The organism is Corallococcus praedator (genome assembly GCF_003612125.1).
In the GTDB taxonomy this organism is placed as follows: Bacteria; Myxococcota; Myxococcia; order Myxococcales; family Myxococcaceae; genus Corallococcus; species Corallococcus praedator.
The window spans coordinates 1-18,652 of the sequence record NZ_RAWI01000176.1; the positions used below are offsets into that span (position 1 = coordinate 1).

Annotated in this window: 16 protein-coding genes; 10 read left to right on the plus strand and 6 right to left on the minus strand. The window is 69.6% G+C overall.

Annotated elements, in window-relative coordinates:
• The first annotated feature begins 271 nt into the window (after positions 1-271).
• Positions 272-541 (plus strand): hypothetical protein, encoded by a 270-nt coding sequence (locus D7Y13_RS21995; protein WP_120537378.1) that lies wholly within the window; start codon positions 272-274, stop codon positions 539-541.
• Positions 542-698: 157 nt separating this feature from the next.
• Here the strand turns inward: D7Y13_RS21995 and D7Y13_RS22000 are convergent, their stop codons facing one another.
• Complete coding sequence (locus D7Y13_RS22000; protein WP_120585719.1) at positions 699-1,481, minus strand: TatD family hydrolase; 783 nt, start codon at positions 1,479-1,481, stop codon at positions 699-701.
• A gap of 20 nt (positions 1,482-1,501) precedes the next feature.
• Positions 1,502-3,244 (minus strand): gamma-glutamyltransferase, encoded by a 1,743-nt coding sequence (gene ggt / locus D7Y13_RS22005; RefSeq protein WP_370451741.1) that lies wholly within the window; start codon positions 3,242-3,244, stop codon positions 1,502-1,504.
• Positions 3,245-3,647: 403 nt separating this feature from the next.
• On the opposite strand from ggt, the gene glmU reads away from it, so the two are divergent.
• Together glmU and glmS are read left to right on the plus strand one after the other, a co-directional pair.
• Complete coding sequence (glmU, locus tag D7Y13_RS22010; RefSeq protein ID WP_120585720.1) at positions 3,648-5,048, plus strand: bifunctional UDP-N-acetylglucosamine diphosphorylase/glucosamine-1-phosphate N-acetyltransferase GlmU; 1,401 nt, start codon at positions 3,648-3,650, stop codon at positions 5,046-5,048.
• A 102-nt stretch (positions 5,049-5,150) separates the two neighbouring features.
• Positions 5,151-6,986: a glutamine--fructose-6-phosphate transaminase (isomerizing) gene (gene glmS, locus D7Y13_RS22015; protein ID WP_120537381.1), complete on the plus strand. Its 1,836-nt coding sequence runs from the start codon at positions 5,151-5,153 to the stop codon at positions 6,984-6,986.
• Between the two features lie 84 nt (positions 6,987-7,070).
• Here the strand turns inward: glmS and D7Y13_RS22020 are convergent, their stop codons facing one another.
• The 4 genes from D7Y13_RS22020 to D7Y13_RS22035 are packed head-to-tail and all read right to left on the minus strand — an operon-like array spanning position 7,071 to position 8,924.
• On the minus strand, positions 7,071-7,346 hold the full coding sequence (locus D7Y13_RS22020) for a hypothetical protein (protein ID WP_120585721.1): 276 nt from the start codon (positions 7,344-7,346) through the stop codon (positions 7,071-7,073).
• Entirely contained in the window at positions 7,343-7,846 is a 504-nt protein-coding gene (locus D7Y13_RS22025; protein ID WP_120537383.1) for a DUF3106 domain-containing protein, read from the minus strand. Before D7Y13_RS22025 ends, D7Y13_RS22020 begins: the two co-directional genes overlap by 4 nt.
• Positions 7,846-8,325, minus strand: coding sequence for an anti-sigma factor family protein (locus tag D7Y13_RS22030; RefSeq protein WP_120585722.1), 480 nt, complete (start codon positions 8,323-8,325; stop codon positions 7,846-7,848). The genes D7Y13_RS22025 and D7Y13_RS22030 overlap by 1 nt, the downstream gene beginning before the upstream one ends.
• Positions 8,322-8,924: an RNA polymerase sigma factor gene (locus tag D7Y13_RS22035; RefSeq protein ID WP_120585723.1), complete on the minus strand. Its 603-nt coding sequence runs from the start codon at positions 8,922-8,924 to the stop codon at positions 8,322-8,324. The genes D7Y13_RS22030 and D7Y13_RS22035 overlap by 4 nt, the downstream gene beginning before the upstream one ends.
• Before the next feature lie 90 nt (positions 8,925-9,014).
• On the opposite strand from D7Y13_RS22035, the gene D7Y13_RS22040 reads away from it, so the two are divergent.
• The 7 genes from D7Y13_RS22040 (at position 9,015) to D7Y13_RS22070 (ending at position 18,458) form a co-directional block, all read left to right on the plus strand.
• The gene (locus D7Y13_RS22040) at positions 9,015-9,773 is read left to right on the plus strand and encodes a hypothetical protein (protein ID WP_120630769.1); all 759 of its coding nucleotides are present in this window, start codon (positions 9,015-9,017) and stop codon (positions 9,771-9,773) included.
• Between the two features lie 112 nt (positions 9,774-9,885).
• Positions 9,886-10,971: a recombinase RecA gene (gene recA, locus D7Y13_RS22045; protein ID WP_120537440.1), complete on the plus strand. Its 1,086-nt coding sequence runs from the start codon at positions 9,886-9,888 to the stop codon at positions 10,969-10,971.
• Positions 10,972-11,247: 276 nt separating this feature from the next.
• Positions 11,248-13,389, plus strand: a complete 2,142-nt coding sequence (locus D7Y13_RS22050) for an alkaline phosphatase D family protein (protein ID WP_120585748.1) — start codon at positions 11,248-11,250, stop codon at positions 13,387-13,389.
• Between the two features lie 250 nt (positions 13,390-13,639).
• On the plus strand, positions 13,640-14,323 hold the full coding sequence (locus tag D7Y13_RS22055) for a DUF5819 family protein (protein WP_147444521.1): 684 nt from the start codon (positions 13,640-13,642) through the stop codon (positions 14,321-14,323).
• Entirely contained in the window at positions 14,320-15,381 is a 1,062-nt protein-coding gene (locus D7Y13_RS22060; protein WP_120585747.1) for an HTTM domain-containing protein, read from the plus strand. Before D7Y13_RS22055 ends, D7Y13_RS22060 begins: the two co-directional genes overlap by 4 nt.
• 84 nt (positions 15,382-15,465) lie before the next feature.
• Positions 15,466-15,705: a hypothetical protein gene (locus tag D7Y13_RS22065; protein ID WP_120537436.1), complete on the plus strand. Its 240-nt coding sequence runs from the start codon at positions 15,466-15,468 to the stop codon at positions 15,703-15,705.
• Positions 15,706-15,797: 92 nt separating this feature from the next.
• Positions 15,798-18,458, plus strand: coding sequence for a carboxypeptidase-like regulatory domain-containing protein (locus tag D7Y13_RS22070; RefSeq protein ID WP_158620486.1), 2,661 nt, complete (start codon positions 15,798-15,800; stop codon positions 18,456-18,458).
• Positions 18,459-18,652: the final 194 nt, after the last annotated feature.

Here is an 18,652-nt window from a genome sequence, read left to right on the forward strand (position 1 = left end):
GCAGGGGTCCCTGTCGGGCCGCGCCGCGCCATCCCCCGGAGTGTTGACAGCGCAACGCATCATCGCCCCCGGGGCGGGGTTAACCGCGTTGACAGTCACCAACTTTACACTTTGCGCCGGCCCGGCCCGACAGGGACCCCTGCATCCCCTGTTGAGTGCTGCCAACCATCTGGAATCACGACGGGTTTACGAATTTTCAAGCAGGGGGATGACAGCGCGCGAATTCGACTTTAGATTGCGTCCGTCGGATTTCCCACGTGAGGAGCTGCGCATGGCTTACGACGGCGAGCTTGTGAAGATGCAGAACGGTCGCTGGGCGCGGTTCCAGCGGTGCCAGGTGTACCGGCCGGGCGTCACGGACGCCGGTGAGACGATGCTGCTGATCGCGGTGGAGCTGGAGGAGCGCTACCAGCAGCTGCTCGACGACGCGGCGGATTCCCTCGCGGAGTACCGCTCCCAGGGCGTCCAGGTGCGGCTGGCGCCGGACGCGCAGGGCCTCTCCCTGCAGCCCGAAGCGTCCGTCTCCGTCTCGGTGAACTAGGCCCCACGGCACCCTTGCGGTGCCCGTCTGGCCGCATGCGCTGTAAATCCCGGGCCTCGCGCTTTCACCGCGCGGGGCCCGTTGCATTTACAAGCCCTGGAGGCCCGGCGCCTTTTCAGGGGGCTGCGCGCGACCGCACCGGGCGCGCTTGGCGCACTCAGTCGTGGATCTGGAAGAAGGTCGCCGCGTTGTCGCGGGTGACGCGACGCACGAGCCGCTCGGACAGCTTCGCCTTGCCCAGCAGGTTCGCGGTGCGCGCGAGGCCCAGGATGTCCCCCGCGCCGTCGCCCGCGTCCGAGTCCAGCACCAGCCGCTCGCTGCCCAGCCGCCGCACCAGGGCCACCGCCCGGTCCGCCTGGAGGGCCTCCGGGTGCAGCGTCAGCCCCGCCCAGTGGCCCACCTCCAGGATGGTGCGCACGGTGCGCGCGTTGGCGTGATCCACCAGCGCGCGCGACGGGGCGAGTCCGGACTGGCGCAGGAGCGTGAGGATGCGCCGCGTGTGGCGCTCCTTGTCCTTCAGGGGCGTGTGCACCACCACGCGCAGCTTGAGCTGGCGGGCCAGGGCCAGTTGTTCGAGGAACGCCTCTTCCTCCTCCTCGCCGCCCACGTGCAGCCCCGTCTCACCCAGGGCCACCACGCGGCCGCCTTCGAAATACTCCGGCAGGTGGCTCAAAACTTCCGACAGGCCCCGGCGCGGGATGCAGCGCGGGTGCACGCCCAGGGCGGCCCAGGCGCGGATGCCCAGCCGCTCCAGCCGGGGGAGCTGACGTTCGACCAGGTGGTCGAAGTGCTGGCGCAGCCCCTTGGCCGTGGCCTCCGGGAAGTGATGCGCCACCACCAGGGCCCGCTCCACGCCGAAGAAGCGCATGGACTCCAGGTCCTGGTCGGTGAGGGCCTCCGGGTGGAGGTGCGCATCGAAGAGCGGCAGCGGCTCGGGCACGGGCTCGGTTCTCCCTTTCGTCAGTCCTGGCCCAGCCCGGCGCCTTCGTTGCGCGGGTCGCTGGACGAGAAGCGCAGGTTCGTGCGCGGATCGCTGTAGACGGCCTCCGCGTCACCCCAACCGTCCATGCGGCGGATCTTATGTCCGCGGGCCTCCAGGGTGGCCAGCGTCGCGGGCTCCAGGCCCCACTTGTCCACCCACAATTCGTCCGGGAGGTACTGGTGGTGCAGCCGGCCGGCGCCCACCGCGCGCGCCACGTCCATGCCGTGGTCCACCACGTTGCTGATGGCCTGGATGACGGTGGTGGGGATGGTGGAGCCGCCGGGGCTGCCCACCGCCAGCATCACCCGCTTCGGGTCCTCCTTCGCGAACACCAGCGTGGGCGACATGGAGGACAGGGGCACCTTGCCGGGCTGGATGGCGTTGGGCTCGCCCGTGACCAGGCCATACGCGTTGGGCACGCCCGGCTGCGCGGCGAAGTCATCCATCTCATCGTTGAGGAGCACGCCGGTGCCCTTGCCCACGAGGCACGAGCCGAAGCTGTAGTTGACCGTCGTCGTCATGGCCACCGCGTTGCCATCCTTGTCGATGACGGAGATGTGCGTGGTGTTCTTCTTCTCCGGCTCCGGCGTGAGGGGCCCCGCGTCGCGGCGCAGCGTGGAGGCCGGGCCACCCGTCACCGGCGCCAGCAGGGACGCGCTCGCGGTGGCCTTCTTCGGATCGATGCTGCCCGCCAGGTCCGCGATGTGCCCGGGCGAGGCCAGTCGCTCCAGGGGCACCTGCACGAAGGCCGGGTCGCCCAGGTACTTCGCGCGGTCCACGTACGCGCGGCGCACCGCCTCCACGTACAGGTGCAGCGCGTCCGGATCGCGGTACGGCACGCCCTGGGGACGCAACTGCTGGAGCATGCCCAGCACCTGCACGACGGCCAGGCCCCCGGCGCTCGGCGGCGGCATGGTGAGGATGCGGTGGCCCCGGTAGGTGGTCTCCAGCGGGGTGGCCTTGCGCGTCGTGTACGCCGTCAGGTCCTCCTGGGTGAGCACGCCGCCCGCGTCCTTCACCGACTTCACCAGCGCCTGCGCCACCGGGCCTGAATAGAACGCCTTCGCGCCGCCCTTCGCGATGAGGCCCAGCGTGCGCGCCAGGTCCGGCTGTTTGATCAGGTGCCCCACGGGGGGCACGTCCGGCGTGCCCTGCGCGTTCTTCACCAGGAAGATGCTCGCGGCCTCCGGGTCCTGGCGCAGGCACTCCGCCCGGCCCGTCGCCATCTGCTGGTACTTGGGCGTCACCCAGAAGCCTTGCTTCGCCAACTGGATGGCCGGGGCCAGCACCACCGCGGGCTTGAGCTTGCCGTGCGTGGCGAGCAATTCCAGGTAGCCCGCCACCGCGCCCGGCACCGCCACGCTCAGGGCGCCGTCCGTGGACAGCCCCGGCACCAGCGCGCCGTCCTTCAGGTACATGTCGCGGGACGCGGCCTTCGGGGCCACCTCGCGGAAGTCCAGCACCCGCGTGTCGCCCGACTTCGCGTCGTGCACCAGCGCGAACCCACCGCCACCCACCCCGGAGTGGTAGGGACCCACCACCGCCGCCACGAACGCCGCCGCCACGGCCGCGTCCACCGCGTTGCCGCCCTTCTCCAGCATCTTCAGCGCGGCCTCGCTGGCGGGGGGATACGCGGTGGCCACAGCACCTCCCCGGTAGGGCCGCGCCGCGAAGGCCGACACCGCCGCCAGTAGCACTGCGAGTCCCACCGCGCGGGCCAGCCCCGGCCCAGCGGCTCCAATGTGTGTATTTCCCACCTGGACGCCTTTCCTTGTGATTTCCGGCCGTTCCCTAATGCACCATGCCTCGCGCCGGGACCAGGGTTTCAACAGCACAACATTTTTTTCCTTGGATTGTGAAAGGAGTCGAGGCACTCTTGGGCCATGTGTAGCGACTGGTGGCGTCCATGAGTCCTCCAAACCCCAGTGAAGGTCCGGCGTCGGTGCCGGCCTGTGCGCCGGTGCGGCTGACGACGTTCCTGAAGCCGCGCTACGGCATCACGGTCCAGCGCAACACCTTGTGTGTGGCAGTCAGCGTCCGGCCTTCCGCGGAAGGTCCCCGGCCTGTTTTGACGCCCGCACGCGGTTGACGAGTTGATCGGCGGTCCCTAATTCTCCGCCGCATATGACAGCTCTGGCAGCGGTGGTCCTGTGCGCGGGGAAGGGCACGCGGATGAAGTCGGAGAAGGCGAAGGTCCTTCACCCCATCCTCGGTCGTCCCATCTGCGCCTATCCCTTGAAGCGGGCCCTGGAACTGGGCGCCACGTCCGTGGTGCCGGTGGTGGGCCATCAGGCCGCCGAGGTGGAGAAGTCCATCCTCTCCCTCTTCCCGGACGCGCCCCTGCGCTTCGCGCTCCAGAAGGAGCAGCGCGGCACGGCGGACGCGGTGAAGGCCGCCCAGGACGCGCTGAAGGGCCACGAAGGCCGCGTGCTCATCCTCTACGGAGACGTGCCGCTCTTGCGCAAGGAGACGCTCCAGGCGCTCCTGTCCGCGCATGACGCCGCGGGCGGGGTGCTGGCCATGGTGTCCACCACCCTGGAGGACCCCACGGGCTACGGCCGGGTGATCCGCGAGGGCGGCAAGGTCTCACGCATCGTGGAGCACAAGGACTGCACCCCGGAGCAGCGCGCGGTGAAGGAGTGCAACGCGGGCATCTACTCCGTGGAGGCGTCCTTCCTGTGGAAGGCGCTCGCGGAGATCAAACCCGTCAACGCGCAGGGCGAGTACTACCTCACCGACCTCGTGGAGATGGCCGCTCGCCAAGGCCCCGTGGGCGCGGTGGACGCGGACGCCACGGAGACCGCGGGCGTGAACGACAAGGTGGAGCTGGCGGCCAGAGCCCGCGTGCTCCAGCAGCGCATCAACGAAGCCCACATGCGCGCGGGCGTGTCCATCCAGGACCCGGCCACCGCGTACATCGAAGAGGGCATCACCATTGGCACCGACACGGAAGTAGGCCCCAGCGTCACGCTCGCGGCCGGCACCGTCGTCGGCAAGAACGTCATCATCGGCCAGGGCAGCGTGCTGACGGCCTCCCACGTGGCGGATGGCACGCACATCAAGCCCTACTCGGTGCTGGAGGAGGCGCGGGTGGGCGACCGGTGCATCATTGGCCCGTTCTCCCGGCTGCGTCCCGGAACCGAGTTGGCAGAGGACGTGCATCTGGGGAACTTCGTGGAGACGAAGAAGGCCCGCATTGGCAAGGGCAGCAAGGCCAACCACCTGACTTACCTGGGCGACGCCAACATCGGCGCGGGCTGCAACATCGGCGCGGGCACCATCACCTGTAACTATGACGGGGTGAACAAGCACCTGACGGAGCTGGGCGACGGGGTCTTCATCGGCTCCGACTCGCAGCTGGTGGCGCCGGTGAAGGTGGGAGATGGCGGGTATGTCGGCGCGGGCACCACGGTGACGAAGAATGTGCCTCCGGGGAGCCTCGCTGTGTCCCGTGCGCCACAGGTGGTGAAGGAGGGTTGGGTGGCGGCCAAGAAGGCGCGGCAGACGAAGGTGAAGGCAGGCTGAGTTCAACGCCTGCCTGGTGGTCGGACGGTGGGGCGTGGTTGGGCGTGTCAGGGTTTCCCGTGGTTTGCTCAGGCGGGCGCGGGTCGAGAAAGAGGCAGGAACATGTGCGGGATTGTTGGCTACGTCGGTGACAAGGAATCTGCTCCCATCCTGGTGTCGGGTCTGAAGAAGCTCGAGTACCGGGGCTATGACTCCGCGGGCGTCGCGGTGGTGAGTGGCAACCAGCTCAACGTGGTGCGCGCCACGGGCAAGCTGCGCAACCTGGAGAACCGGGTGGTGCAGGACCTGCCCAAGGGCACCACGGGCATCGGCCACACGCGCTGGGCGACCCACGGTCGTCCCTCCGACGAGAACGCCCACCCGCACACGTACAAGAACGTGGCGGTGGTGCACAACGGCATCATCGAGAACCACCTGGCGCTGAAGGTGGAGCTGCGCGCGCGCGGCCACGTCTTCGCGTCGGAGACGGACTCGGAAGTGTTCGCCCACCTCATCTCCGAGGAGGTCGAGCGCGGCGTGGACCTGCCGGACGCGGTGCGCGCGGCCATCCAGCAGGTGAAGGGCACCTACGGCCTGGTGGTGGTCTGCTCCAAGGATCCGGGCCGCATCGTGTGCACCAAGGACGCGTCGCCCATGGTGCTGGGCCTGGGCGAGGGCCAGAACTTCGTGGCCAGCGACGTGCCCGCGCTGCTCGAGCACACGCGCGACTTCGTCTACATGGAGGAGGGTGACCTGGCCGTCATCACCGCCGCCAAGGTGGACATCTACAACCGCTCCGGGCAGCTGGTGAACCGCCCCACGCGCCGCATCGACTGGACGCCGATGATGGCGGAGAAGGGCGGCTACAAGCACTTCATGCACAAGGAGATCTGGGAGCAGCCCCGCGCCATCGCGGACACGCTGCGCGGCCGGATGCTCCTGTCCGAAGGCGACGTCCACTTCGACACGTGGAACCTCAGCCTTGAACAGGTGAAGTCCTTCACCAAGGTCACCATCCTGGCGTGCGGCACGTCGTGGCATTCCGGCGTGGCCGGCAAGCACATGATTGAGTCGCTGGCGCGGCTGCCGGTGGAAGTGGAGCTGGCCAGCGAGTTCCGCTACCGCGACCCCATCGTGGAGAAGTCGCACCTGGTCATCGCCATCAGCCAGTCGGGTGAGACGGCGGACACGCTGGGCGCGTTCAAGGAGGCCAAGCGGCTGGGCGCCCACACGCTGGCCATCTGCAATGTCATTGGCAGCGCGATGACGCGCGAGTCGGACCTGCACATCCTCACCAACGCCGGCCCGGAGATTGGCGTCGCGTCCACCAAGGCGTTCACCACGCAGCTGGTGACGCTGTACCTGCTGGCGGTGAAGCTGGGCCGCATGCGCGGCACGCTGTCGGTGGAAGGCGCGCAGGAGCACCTGACGCAGCTGACCCAGGTGCCGAAGATGATCGAGGACGTGCTCAAGTGCGAGCCGCAGGTGAAGCGCGTCGCGCGTGAGTTCATGAACGCGCAGGACTTCCTATTCCTCGGCCGCGGCCCCATGCACCCGGTGGCGCTGGAGGGCGCGCTCAAGCTGAAGGAGATCTCGTACATCCACGCGGAGGGCTACGCGGGCGGTGAGATGAAGCACGGCCCCATCGCGCTCATCGACGAGAAGATGCCCGTCGTGGTCCTCGCGCCGAAGCACCCGCATGTCGCGTACGAGAAGATCATCGGCAACATCGAGGAGGTCCGCGCTCGCGGCGGCAAGGTCATCGCCGTCATCGACGAGGACGACACGCAGGCGGACACGCTGGCCGACCACGTCATCCGCATCCCCGCCGCCTCGTCGCTGCTCGCGCCGGTGGTGGCCACCATCCCGCTGCAGCTGCTCGCCTACCACGTGGCGGAGATGCGCGGGAACGACGTGGACCAGCCCCGCAACCTGGCCAAGAGCGTGACGGTCGAATAGCGACACGGCGCTCCAACGCCTGACGCAACGAAAGAGCCCGGGTTCCCTTCCACAGGGGCCCGGGCTTCTTCGTTGGCTTGTGGCTCAGGGGTCTTCGGACAGCTCCAGCAGCACTTCCAGGTCCGTTGCCGCGTCCAGCGACTCCAGCAGCTCCAGGTTCTCCACCACCTCGCGGTCCTCGTCGGTGAGCGGAGGCTCCTGGCGGCGGACGTCGGTGGGGACGGGGCGCGCCTCCGGGTGGACGGGTTCGACGGGAGCGGGGCGCTCCTTCGCTTCCGTGGGAAGGGGGGCCTGCTGGGCCGCGGCGGGCAGGGCGCCCGCGAGCGCGAACAGCAGCACCCAATGGGAGACGGCGTTCACTTGCGCCGCCTTTCGCGCAGCCGCTCGCGCGCCTCCTGACGCTGCTCGGCGGACATCTGCCGCCAGCGGCGCATGTTCTCCATCATCTGCTCGCGGCGCTCGGGGTGTTCCTTGAGGTAGGCACGCATCCGCTGGCGCAGCTCCGCGCGGCGCTCCGTGGACAGGCCCTTCAGGTCGCGCACCTGCTCGCGCACCGCCTTGCGCTCCTGGGGCGTCAGGCGCTGGAAGTCGCGCAGGTTGTTGCGCAGCCGCTCGCGCTCCTCGGGAGGAAGCTGCCGCCAGCGCTGGAGGTTCTCGCGCACGCGCGCCTGCTCCTGGGGCGGCATCGCCTTGAACTCGCGCAGCTTCGCGCGCAGCGCCTCCTTCTGTTCCGGGGGGAGCTTCTCGAAGCGCTCGGCCGCGGTGGGCGTGGGGGCGTTCGCCGCGCGCGCGGACGTCACTGGCAGCAGCGCCAGCGCCATCCCCACGGCCAGGGCCGCCAGGGTCGTTCTTCCCATCATCACGGCATCCCCAGTTCGTGGAGGTTCTCGATGACCTCCAGGTCGTCGGAGCTGTCGAGTCCCAGCACTTCGTAGTCCTCGACCAGCTCCAGGTTCGTCGCCACTTCCAGCGCGCCCGCGTCCAGCTCCTCCAGGGCCGCCGGATCCACGTTGGCGCGTCCCGCGACGAGCAGCGCCAGCACCGCCGTCGCGGCCACGCCCGCGGACGGCACCAGCACGCCCGGCCGCAAGAGCGACGAAAGCCGCTCCCGCCACGTGGGCGGCAGCGCGTCCAGCCGCGCCAGCACTTCACGGCGCGCGGACGGGGACGGGGTGAAGTCCGGCAGCTCCGCCATCCGCGCCACGGTGACGCGCAACAGCCGCTCCGTCTGCTGGCACTCCGCGCAGGTGCCCAGGTGGGCCTCCATCCGGGCGCGGTGCGGGGGCGGCAGCTCCCCGTCCACGTAGGCCGTCAGGTCTTCTTCGTAGGTGCAGCTCATGCCCGACTCCTCGCGGGCACGGTGCCCGCCTGCAACGCTTCAAGCCTGCGTGCCACCGCCAGGGTGGCCCGGTGGATGAGACTCTTCACGGCGGCCTCGCTCGCCTCCAGTGCTTCGGCGATGTCCCGGTACGCCATGCCCTCGAAGCGGCACATGGTGAAGGCCGCGCGCTCGCGGTCGCTCAAATCACCCAGGGCCAGGCCCACCGCCGCTTCCAGCTCCCGGCCGCTCAACGCCTGGTCGGGCCGGTCTCCCTCGGGCCCTGGCATCTCCAGCGCTCCCGCGTCTTCCGCGTCCGGGGCCTCGGAGGCGAGGCGCGCCACGCGGTACTCCCCGCGCCGCATCTCGTTGAGGCAGTGGTTGGTGGCCACCCGGAAGAGGAACGTCTTGAACTTCGCCGTCGGCTTGTAGGCGCGCGCGTGGCGGTAGAGCTTCACGAAGATGTCCTGCGTGAGCTCCTCCGCGCGCGCCGGGTCCCCCACGAAGCGGAACGCGAAGCGCGCCACGCTCGCGTGGTGCCGGTCGAAGAGCCAGGCGAAGGCCTGCTTGTCGCCCGCCGCCACCTTCAGCATCGCCTGCGTGTCCGGGTCCGAATCCATCCGTCAGGCATCAACCCCGTTGCCCGGTGGAAGTTGCGGGCACCTCCCACTTTGAACCCCGAGGGGCGCCCCGGTTACAGTTTCGCCACCGTGACCGATGCTTCCCGCCCACGTCCGCGCACATCCGACTCCCCCTTCGAGGGCGAGGAAGGTGCCCCGACGGACCTGGCGGCCTGGGAGCCTCCGGCGCAGTCCGGCACGCCCACCCCGCCCTCGGACTCCCCGCTGCCCATGCTCCTCTTGGCGCAGCAGGCCCGGCGGGCCTCGGGGGAGGAACGGCTGCGGCTGGCGGCGGACTTGAACGGGCTCCTGTCGGACGTGGTCGCGGAGGGCGGGGGACGCGTGGAGGCGGACGCCTTCCACCGGCTGCTGGAGGGCGGCACCCTGGAGGGGTTGGTGGACGCGGACGGGCGCTCCTGCCGCGCCGCGACGGTGGAGTCGCTGCTGGCGCTGGGCTTTCCCTATGCGCTGGAGGTGCGCCCGGAGGACCTGGACCACCTGAAAACGACCCCCGTGCTCGGGGCCCAGCTGACGCCGCCCCGGGGCGGGCCGTTTCCGGCGCTCGCGGTGGGGCTGGGGGCGCTGGCCGCCCAGGCGCTGCTGCACATGACGGGGCTGGTCGCGCCTGGCGGGCTGGTCATCCTCCAGGGGCTCCTGAGCCTCCTGTCCCTGGTGCTGCTGACGGTTGCCTCGGTGGGCTCTCCCCTGTATCGCGGAGCCCTGGCGCTGCTGACGGTCGTCTCCGGGGCGGGGTTGTGGATGTTGCTGGTGCCGGACGTCCCGGCCGGTTGGGTGGCGGGGCTGGGCGGTCTGGTGGCCGCCTTCCTGGCTGCCCTGCGCAAGAGCTGACCGGCAGAACCCAAAACGGATGTCAGAGGGGTGGACTAGGGTCTACCCATCGCGTACTAAAAGCGCGTTCAGGTGGGCCGGGGTGGCCCACTCTTCCAAGGAGCGACGAGAAATGGCCGTGAATCAGGAGAAGGAAAAGGCGATCGAGCTGGCGCTGGCGGCGGTGGAGCGTCAGTTCGGCAAGGGTTCCATCATGCGGCTCGGCAACGACGAGCCGATGATGAAGGACATCCAGGCCATTTCGACGGGGTCCATCTCGCTCGACATCGCGCTGGGCGTGGGCGGCGTGCCGCGCGGGCGCATCATCGAAATCTTCGGGCCGGAGTCCTCCGGCAAGACGACGCTCTGCTTGCACATCGTCGCGGAGGCGCAGAAGCGCGGCGGCGTGTGCGGCTACATCGACGCGGAGCACGCGATGGACGTGGGCTACGCGCGCAAGCTGGGCGTGCGCACCGACGACCTGCTCCTGTCCCAGCCGGACACCGGCGAGCAGGGCCTGGAGATCGCGGAGATGCTGGTGCGCTCGGGCGCCATCGACGTGCTGGTGGTGGACTCGGTGGCCGCGCTCGTGCCGAAGGCGGAGCTCGAGGGTGAGATGGGAGATGCCCACATGGGCGTGCAGGCGCGCCTCATGAGCCAGGCCCTGCGCAAGCTCACGGGCACCATCTCCAAGAGCCAGACGTGCGTCATCTTCATCAACCAGATCCGCATGAAGATTGGCGTGATGTTCGGCAACCCGGAGACCACCACGGGCGGCAACGCGCTGAAGTTCTACGCGTCGCAGCGCATGGACATCCGCCGCGTGGGCGCCATCAAGAACGGCGAGAACGTGGTGGGCAGCCGCACCCGCGTGAAGGTCGTGAAGAACAAGGTCGCGCCCCCGTTCAAGGAAGTCGAGTTCGACATCATGTACGGCACGGGCATCTCCCGTGAGGGCGACCTCATCGACCTCGCCTCCAACGAGAACATCGTGGAGAAGAGCGGCAGCTGGTTCTCCTTCAAGGGAGAGCGCATCGGCCAGGGCCGGGAGAACGCGAAGGAGTACCTGCGCGAGCACCCGGAAACCCAGAAGGAGATCGAAAACCTGGTGCTGGAGAAGTACGGCATCGGCAAGGCGGCCGCCGGCGCTCCCGCGGCGGAAGCTCCCGCGGAGCCCGCGGAAGGGGAGAAGCGTCCCCGCGTGAAGGCCGTGAAGTAGGCCCACACGCTGCGTCCAAAGACAGTCCGTGCGCGTTCCTCCGGGGGGAGCGGCGCACACGGACCTGAAGGAAGAAGGGGGCCGACCGCCAGCGATGGCAGTCGGCCCCTTTCCCTTTCAGGGCGTGTGGGGGAACGGGCAGGCGGGTGACGGACGCGTGACGCGTGAGGTCATGCGGGTGTGTCGCGGGGATGTTTCGTGTGGAGGGGGAAGCGCCTCTAGACTTCGCGGCCCGGGAAACACCCCTTCACCCGATTCCCGCTGGAGTCCACCGCCTTGTTCAACCCCTTCAAACGCCGCACGTTCCTGCAAGCCGTGGTTGCTGTCGCGGCGACGACGACCTTTGGATGCTCCGACGACGAGACGACGGTCACGTCGGATGGCTCGCCCTACTTCCCGCAGTCGCTGGCGTCGGGGGATCCGCGTCCGGACAGCGTGGTGTTGTGGGTGCGCGTGGAGGACGCCGCGCGCGCTGGCTCGGACCTGACCCTGCGGCTGGAGGTCTCCACGACGGAGGACTTCTCCTCGCTGGTGCTGGACAAGAAGGACCTGACGGCGCTGGCGGCGCACGACCACGCGGTGAAGGTGAAGGTGACGGGCCTGTCGCCGCGCACGACGTACTACTACCGCTTCTCCTACGAGCAGGACGGCCAGAAGAACACCACGCGCATCGGGCGCACGCGCACCGCGCCGGCCGCCGGTGACGACGTGCCGGTGAAGTTCGTCTTCGCCAGCTGCCAGGACTTCATCGGCCGCTACTACAACGCGTGGCAGCGGCTGTTGCAGCTGGGCGAGGACCTGGACTTCGTCGTGTTCCTTGGCGACTACGTCTACGAGACGACGGGCGACACGTCGTTCCAGTCCTCCGGCGGGGCCCGCTCCGTGCGCTTCAGCGAGCCCGAGGGCGCGCTGGCGCAGGGCACGGGCGTCACCGCGTTCCTGGCGGCCAACTCGCTGTCCAACTACCGCGACCTGTACAAGACGGTGCGCAGCGACCGGCAGCTGCAGGCGGTGCATGAGCGCTACCCGTTCATCATCACCTGGGACGACCACGAGTTCTCCGACGACTGCTGGAAGGACGTGGCGACGTACGAGGACGGCAAGCGGGACGAGACGCAGCTGGACCGCAAGCACAACGCGGAGCAGGCGTTCCTGGAGTTCATCCCGCTGGACACCGCGCAGACGTCCGAGGGCGTCGTCAACGTGGACAGCGAGCCGCGCTTCCCCAACACGCGCATCTTTCGTGACTTCGAGTACGGCCGGCACCTGAAGCTGCTGGTGACGGACTACCGCAGCTACCGTCCGGACCACCTCATCCCGGAGGACGCGTACCCCGGCGCGGTGGCGCTGGACGCGACGCTGCTGGGCGCGGCGCTGGCGAACCAGCCGGACGCGGTGAAGCAGGTCTTCCAGGCGGACACGTTCGCGTATGTGAACATCGACGACGCGGCCTATGCGCAGCACAAGCAGGTGCTCCAGGGCGTGTACCTGAGCCAGGCGAAGGCCGCGGGGCTGACGGACGCGGAGGCCGCGCAGAAGGTGGCCACCTGGGTGAAGGGCCCGGTGGCGCTCTTCTACGTGAACCAGGTGTTCAAGGCGGCGGGCTTCGCCGCGCTGCAGATCGCCGCGGGGGACAAGCCCCGGGGCCTGGCGTACGCGCACATGGGCAAGAGCGCGCTCTTCAACATCCAGGGCTCGCGCTACGTGGTGGTGAAGGACACCTTCGACCTGTTCGCGGCGGTGAAGTACCAGCTGTCCGCGGGCGCGAGCGAGGACGTGTTCGGCCCCGAGCAGGAGGCGTGGTTCAACCAGACCCTCACCACGGCGACGAACACCTGGAAGATGGTGGTGAGCTCCACGTCGCTGTCGGCGCTCATCTGGGACCTGCGCGCGAAGTCGGACATCTACGACCCGACGCTGCGCCAGCGCTTCTACTTCAGCGTGGACCAGTGGGACGGCTTCCCCACGAAGAAGAAGGTGATGCTCAACACGCTCAAGGCCAAGGGCGTGACGAACGCGCTGTTCCTCTCCGGCGACATCCACGCGTCGTTCGCGTCGGTGGAGGAGGGCGTGCCCACGCTGACGGCGCCGGGCATCACCTCCGGCTCCATCAAGGAGCTGGCGGGCCTGGCCCTGCTGGGCGCGGGCTACGCCTCGGGCGCGCCCGTGTACGGGTACGCCGTCACCAACATGGAGAAGACGCTCAAGGACTCCAACGCGGGCCTGCGCTTCGCGGACGCGGACTCGCACGGCTTCGTGCTGGTGGAGGTGAAGGCGGATGAGACGCTCGCCACCTTCCACCTCATCCCCGCCGCGGAAGTGGCCAAGGACTACTCCAAGCGCGACGGCAGCGAGCTGGAGTCGAAGTTCACCGCGCACACCTTCCGCGTGAAGAACAACGACATCCAGCCCGCCTGAGACGGGCCGGCTGAAACACCGTAGGGCCTCCGGGGCCGCGTGGGGACACTCCCCCACGCGGCCCCGCTGCTTTTGTAACCCGTCCTGTCACACGTGGGTCCAGCCAGACGCCTGGGCAAGGGCTCAATCCGTTTCAACCACGGTGAAATCAGGTGGCTGTATTGACGCAAAGTTTTCGTGCGTGTTACTGATATTCACGACGCTGCCGCTTGATTCGTTCTGCAAGACCTCCCGTGGTCTCCGGGCAATCATGAAATTCCAGCAATTGGGTCACGCCTTCCAGAAGGTGCTGCCCGCGGTGCTGTTGTTCGGTCTGGCAATCCACTTCGCCTTCACGCTGGCGTTCCTGACGCCCATCAACCCGGTGAAGTTGTCTGTCCTTGGCGTGGTGGACCGCTACATGCAGCCATTCTTCTACCAACGCTGGACGCTGTTCGCGCCCGACGTGGAAGCCAAGACACGCCATGTGTTCGTGGCGTGCCGGGGCGAGGACGCGGCGGGTGTTTCACGCGAGGAGCCCTGGGTGAACGTCACGTCGCCGCTGCTGGATTTGAAACAGCGCTATCGCCTGACGCCCGCGGACCGCCTGGAGCGCGCGCAGGTGGCGGGGCTGAGCCAGCTCACTGCGGCCGACGATGAAATCACCACCCGGCTGTTGGAGAAGCCCGAGGACACGGACGGCTACCGGCAGGCGGTGGCGGCGGCGGAGGCCCAGCGCCAGCAGCGCAAGCAGCAGGGGCGGCGGCTGTTGGGGCGCGTGGCGTCCGCGGCGTGCACGTCGCTGTATCCCCAGCTGCGCACCCGCGAGGTGCGGGTGCGGATGGCGACCATCAAGGCTCCGCCCTTCTCCCAGCGCATGAACGCGGACGCGCCGGGTGACACGACGTGGATGGAGTTGTCCTGGCAGCCCATTGAAGCGGTGGAGGCGCGATGAGCGGGCCGTCCACCACCGCGGCCTCGTCGGGGCCGCCGTCGTCCCTGGCGGGGGCCTGGGCGGCCTTCACCGCCTGGCAATCCCAGCCGCGCTACCTGATGGGCGCCAGCCTGTTCCGGCTGGTCGCGGGCGCGGCGGTGCTCATCGAATACCTCATCAACTACTCCCAGCGGCGCTACCTGTTCGGGCCGTCCGGGCTGTGGCCGTATGAGACGTTCGTCGCGGAGCTGGCGCACACGCGCAACTTCTCCGTCTATGCCTGGAGCGCGTCGCCGCTGTTCTTCGAGGTCTGCTACCACCTGGGCATCCTGGTGGCGGTGCTGTGGATGGTGGGCTGGCGCGCGCGCTGGCTGACGCCCCTGCAGTGGGTGTTCCTGTGGTCGCTGCACCAGCGCTTCCCGGGCATCTGGGATGGCGGGGACAACATCATCCACCTCATCCTGGTGTACGCGTGCTTCGCGGACGTCAGCGCGCACTTCTCCATGGACGCGGAGCGGCGGCGCGCGAAGGGCCCTGCCGAGCCGGGGCCCGGGGCGAAGGTGGGCGCGCTGTTCCACAACACCGCGATGCTGGCGTTCGCGGTGCAGATCAGCCTCGTGTATGGGCTTGCCGGGCTCTACAAGGTGCAGGGCGGGGTGTGGCAGGACGGCACGGCGCTCTACTACGCGTTCCGCAGCGGGCAGTTCGTGATTCCCGGCGTGACGGAGTGGATCTACCGCGACGCCTTCGTGGTGACGGCGCTGTCGTACTGCACGGTGGCCTTCCAGGTCGCGTTCCCGTTCCTGCTCTTCCTCAATCCCATCAGCCGCAGGCTGGCGGTGGTGATGGGGTTCACGTTCCACGTGGGCATCGCGCTGGTGCTCGGGCTGGTCACCTTCTCGCTGTTCATGACGTCCGTGGACCTGGCGCTGATGGGCGATGACGAATACCGCGCCATCGGCCGTTTCCTGACGCGTCTGCGCCAGCGCTTCCTTCCCCGTACGCAGTCCCCCTCCGCCCCGGTGGCTGTCGAAGCCCTGGCGGAGCCGTCCACAGGATCTCACCCTCCCGCCGCATAGAGGGTGGATACTGGCGTGAAGCTCTGGGGCCCCGGAGCCGAGCGTCAGGGCTGTTCAAAACCCCCAACGCTAGGAATTGCCCCCATGAAGAAGCTGCTTGCGCTGTTCGGTCTCGTCGCGGGTCTGGCTGCCTCCTCGTACTCCGTGCCGGCCTCCGCCGCGGCCACGGGCGCGAACTACGACGGCCCGACCACCAACGCCCAGGACATCATCATCATCGTCATCGGCGACGACGAGTTCTACTGGGTGGAGTACTACGGCGCGGCCGCGAACGCCTCGGCGAGCGCCGCCCCCGTGCTGAGCGACGCGACGTTCGACCGCTAAGCGCGGCGACGTTCGTCTCCAGAAGCGTCACGTGACAACCGGGGCCGCGGTGCCTTTCGCCGCGGCCCCTCCTTTTCCTTGAGGACATGGCCATGAGGCGTTGGGTTCCGTGGGTGCTGGGAGCGCTGGTGTCAGGCCTCCTCCTCTGGTTCGCGCTGCGCGAGCCGAACGCAAGCCCGGCGGTCGCCGCCGCGCGTGAGGAAGCCCCGGCCACGCCGCTCGCGGTCCGTTCAGCGAATGTCTCCGCCCGGGGGGCGGGGCTCTCGGAGCTGTCGCCGCTGCCCCTGGTGCCGGACGAGGACCGTCCGGGCGGCTTCCACGTGCAGGGCCTGGTGTTGGACCCGGAGGAGCTCCCGGTGGAGGGGGCCACGGTGGTGTTGGACACGAGCCCGCCGCGCTCGGTGCGCACCGGGAAGGACGGCACGTTCGACTTCACGGGCCTGTCGCCCCGCGCGTACCAGGTCGTCGCCCGGCACGGCGCCCTGCTGGCGGGCCCGGTGGGCCTGTGGCTGAGCGACGAGACGCAGCCCCTGGTGTTGCACCTGCGGCCGGCGGCGTCGCTGGAGGTGACGGTGGTGGAGGGCGCGGAGGCCCGCGGCGTAGCGGGCGCGGCCGTGGAACTGCGCGCGCAGCAGACCGTCCTGGGCACCACGGACGCGCAGGGCCGTGCGCTGCTCCAGGGCCTGCCGGTGGGGCGCCACGTCCTCAAGGTGTCCGCCCGGGGCTTCGCGCCGTCGTGGCAGGTGGCCCAGGTGGTGGACGCGGCGGACGTGGCCCAGAAGGTGACGGTGGCGTTGCGGGGCGGCGCGGCGGCGTCCGGCACGGTGGTGGACGCGCGGGGCAAGCCGGTGGCGGGCGTCGTCGTGGTGCCCGTGCCGGAGACGACCAACACGTTGCTGTCATTGACGGACGCGCGCGGGGACGGCGTGGAGACGGACGCCCGGGGCGCGTGGCGCTTCGAGCACCTGGGCGCGGGGGCCTACCAGTTCACGGCCTCCGGGCCGCGCGTCGCGCCGGGCACGTCCGCGTCCTTGCGGCTGGATGGCATGAGCGAGCAGTCCGGCATCACCATCACGGTGCCGGACGCGGCGCGCTTCAGTGGCCGCGTGGAGGATGCGCGCGGGGCGCCGGTGCCCTATGCGGTGGTGCGGGTGGCGCTGGACGAGGGCGCGCGGCGGACGCTGGCGCGGCAGACCACGGCCGATGCGCGCGGCGGCTTCGAGATGGAGGGCCTGCCCCAGCGCCGGGTGGCGGTGGTGGCGAAGCACGAGCGCGCGACGTCCGGCACGCAGTTCGTGGACCTGTCCCAGGAGGCGGTGCGGCAGACACCGGTGGTGCTGGTGTTGTCCGCGGCGGAGGTGCTGCGGGGGCGGGTGGAGTCCTCCAGCGGTCAGCCGGTGGGCGAGGCCGTGGTGTCGGCGGAGCTGACGGGGGCGCGGATGCGGGGCCGGTCCGAGCAGACGCTGCGCGGGCAACTCATCACCACCGCGGATCCAGGCGGACGCTTCGAGTTCCGGGGCCTCCTGCCGGGCACCTACCTGCTGCGCGCCGCGCCGCCGGGCACCACGCTCCAGCAGCGGCTGCCGTGGCTGACGCCGCCGGTGCAGGCGGAGACGGGTGGCATGGAGCCGGTGCTGAAGCTGAGCCTGGGCGGCACGCTCACGGGCCGGGTCGTCCGCGAGGATCAGGTGCCGCCCACCGACTTCTCCGTGGTGGTGCGCGGCGCGGGCGCGGTCCCCAATGGCGGCGGGGATGGGCGCTTCCACCTGCGGGGCGTCCCGGCGGGCGAACACACGCTGTACATCACCGGCAAGGGCTTCGTGAACAAGACGGTGCCGGGGGTGCGCATCCAGGAGGGACAGGAGACGTCGCTGGGGGACGTGGTCGTCCAGCGCGGGCGGCAGCTCCAGGGGCGCGTCGTGAACGCAGCGGGCGCGCCGGTGGCCGACGCGACGGTCAGCGTGTCGCAGCCGTTGAAGGGCGTGGGCGTGGTGGTGGGGTCGGCGGCGGCGCTGGAGTACGGACTCCAGCAGGTGCGGACGGGGCCGGACGGCAGCTACGTGTTCGAGGGGCTTCCCATCTCGCCGCTCCAGTTGTCCGCGGAGCACTTCCAGGAGGGGCGCTCGGAGTTCACGCAATTGCTGGCGGGCGTGGCGGACCAGAAGATGGACCTGCGGCTGTCGGCCACGGGGCAACTGGACGGCACGGTGAAGAAGGGCAACCAGCCGGTGAGCGGCGCGCTGATCATCGTCACCAACCCGGCGGCGCCCGCGGGTGGCGTCAGCGGGACGTCGGGCACGGACGGCACCTTCCACTTCGACAACCTGGCGCCGGCGACGTACTCGGTGCTGGCGGTGACGGAGTCGGGGGGAGGCCAGCAGGTGCAGCGCACGACGGCGAACATCCAGGCGAAGCAGACGGCCCGCGTGGACCTCACGCTTCCCGAAGGCGGCGTGACGGTGCTGGTGCGCGCGCAGGCCGCGGAGGGCACACGCGCCCAGGAGGCCCGGGTGCTCCTCATCGAGAAGCTCCAGGGGGCCAGCCAGCCCGCGCAGGTCCAGGCCCTGTCCATGGCGCAGCCCGCGCGCTTCGAAGGCGTGAACCCGGGCGAATACCAGCTCTGCGTGTCCGCCATGGCGCTGCCCACCCAGACGGATGGGGGCACGGCGGCGCCCCGCTCGGACTGCCGCCCCGTCAACGTCGCGCAGCAGCCCGTGCAGCAGGAGCTGGTGATGGCGCTGCCGCTGCTCTGATGCCTGCGTGATGCACCAGCGCCTGTCCGGGGCCGCGTGGGGATGCTCCCCGCGCGGCCCTTTGTGTTTCAAGTGGGCTTTTCGTTTTTACGGCTTTGTGCTGTTTTGCGCGGAAACGACTCCCTGGGATGGAACAGGGCCGGGAAGGAATGCATCGTGGGCGCACGCAAGGGATTGCAGGGGCTGCTGGGGGC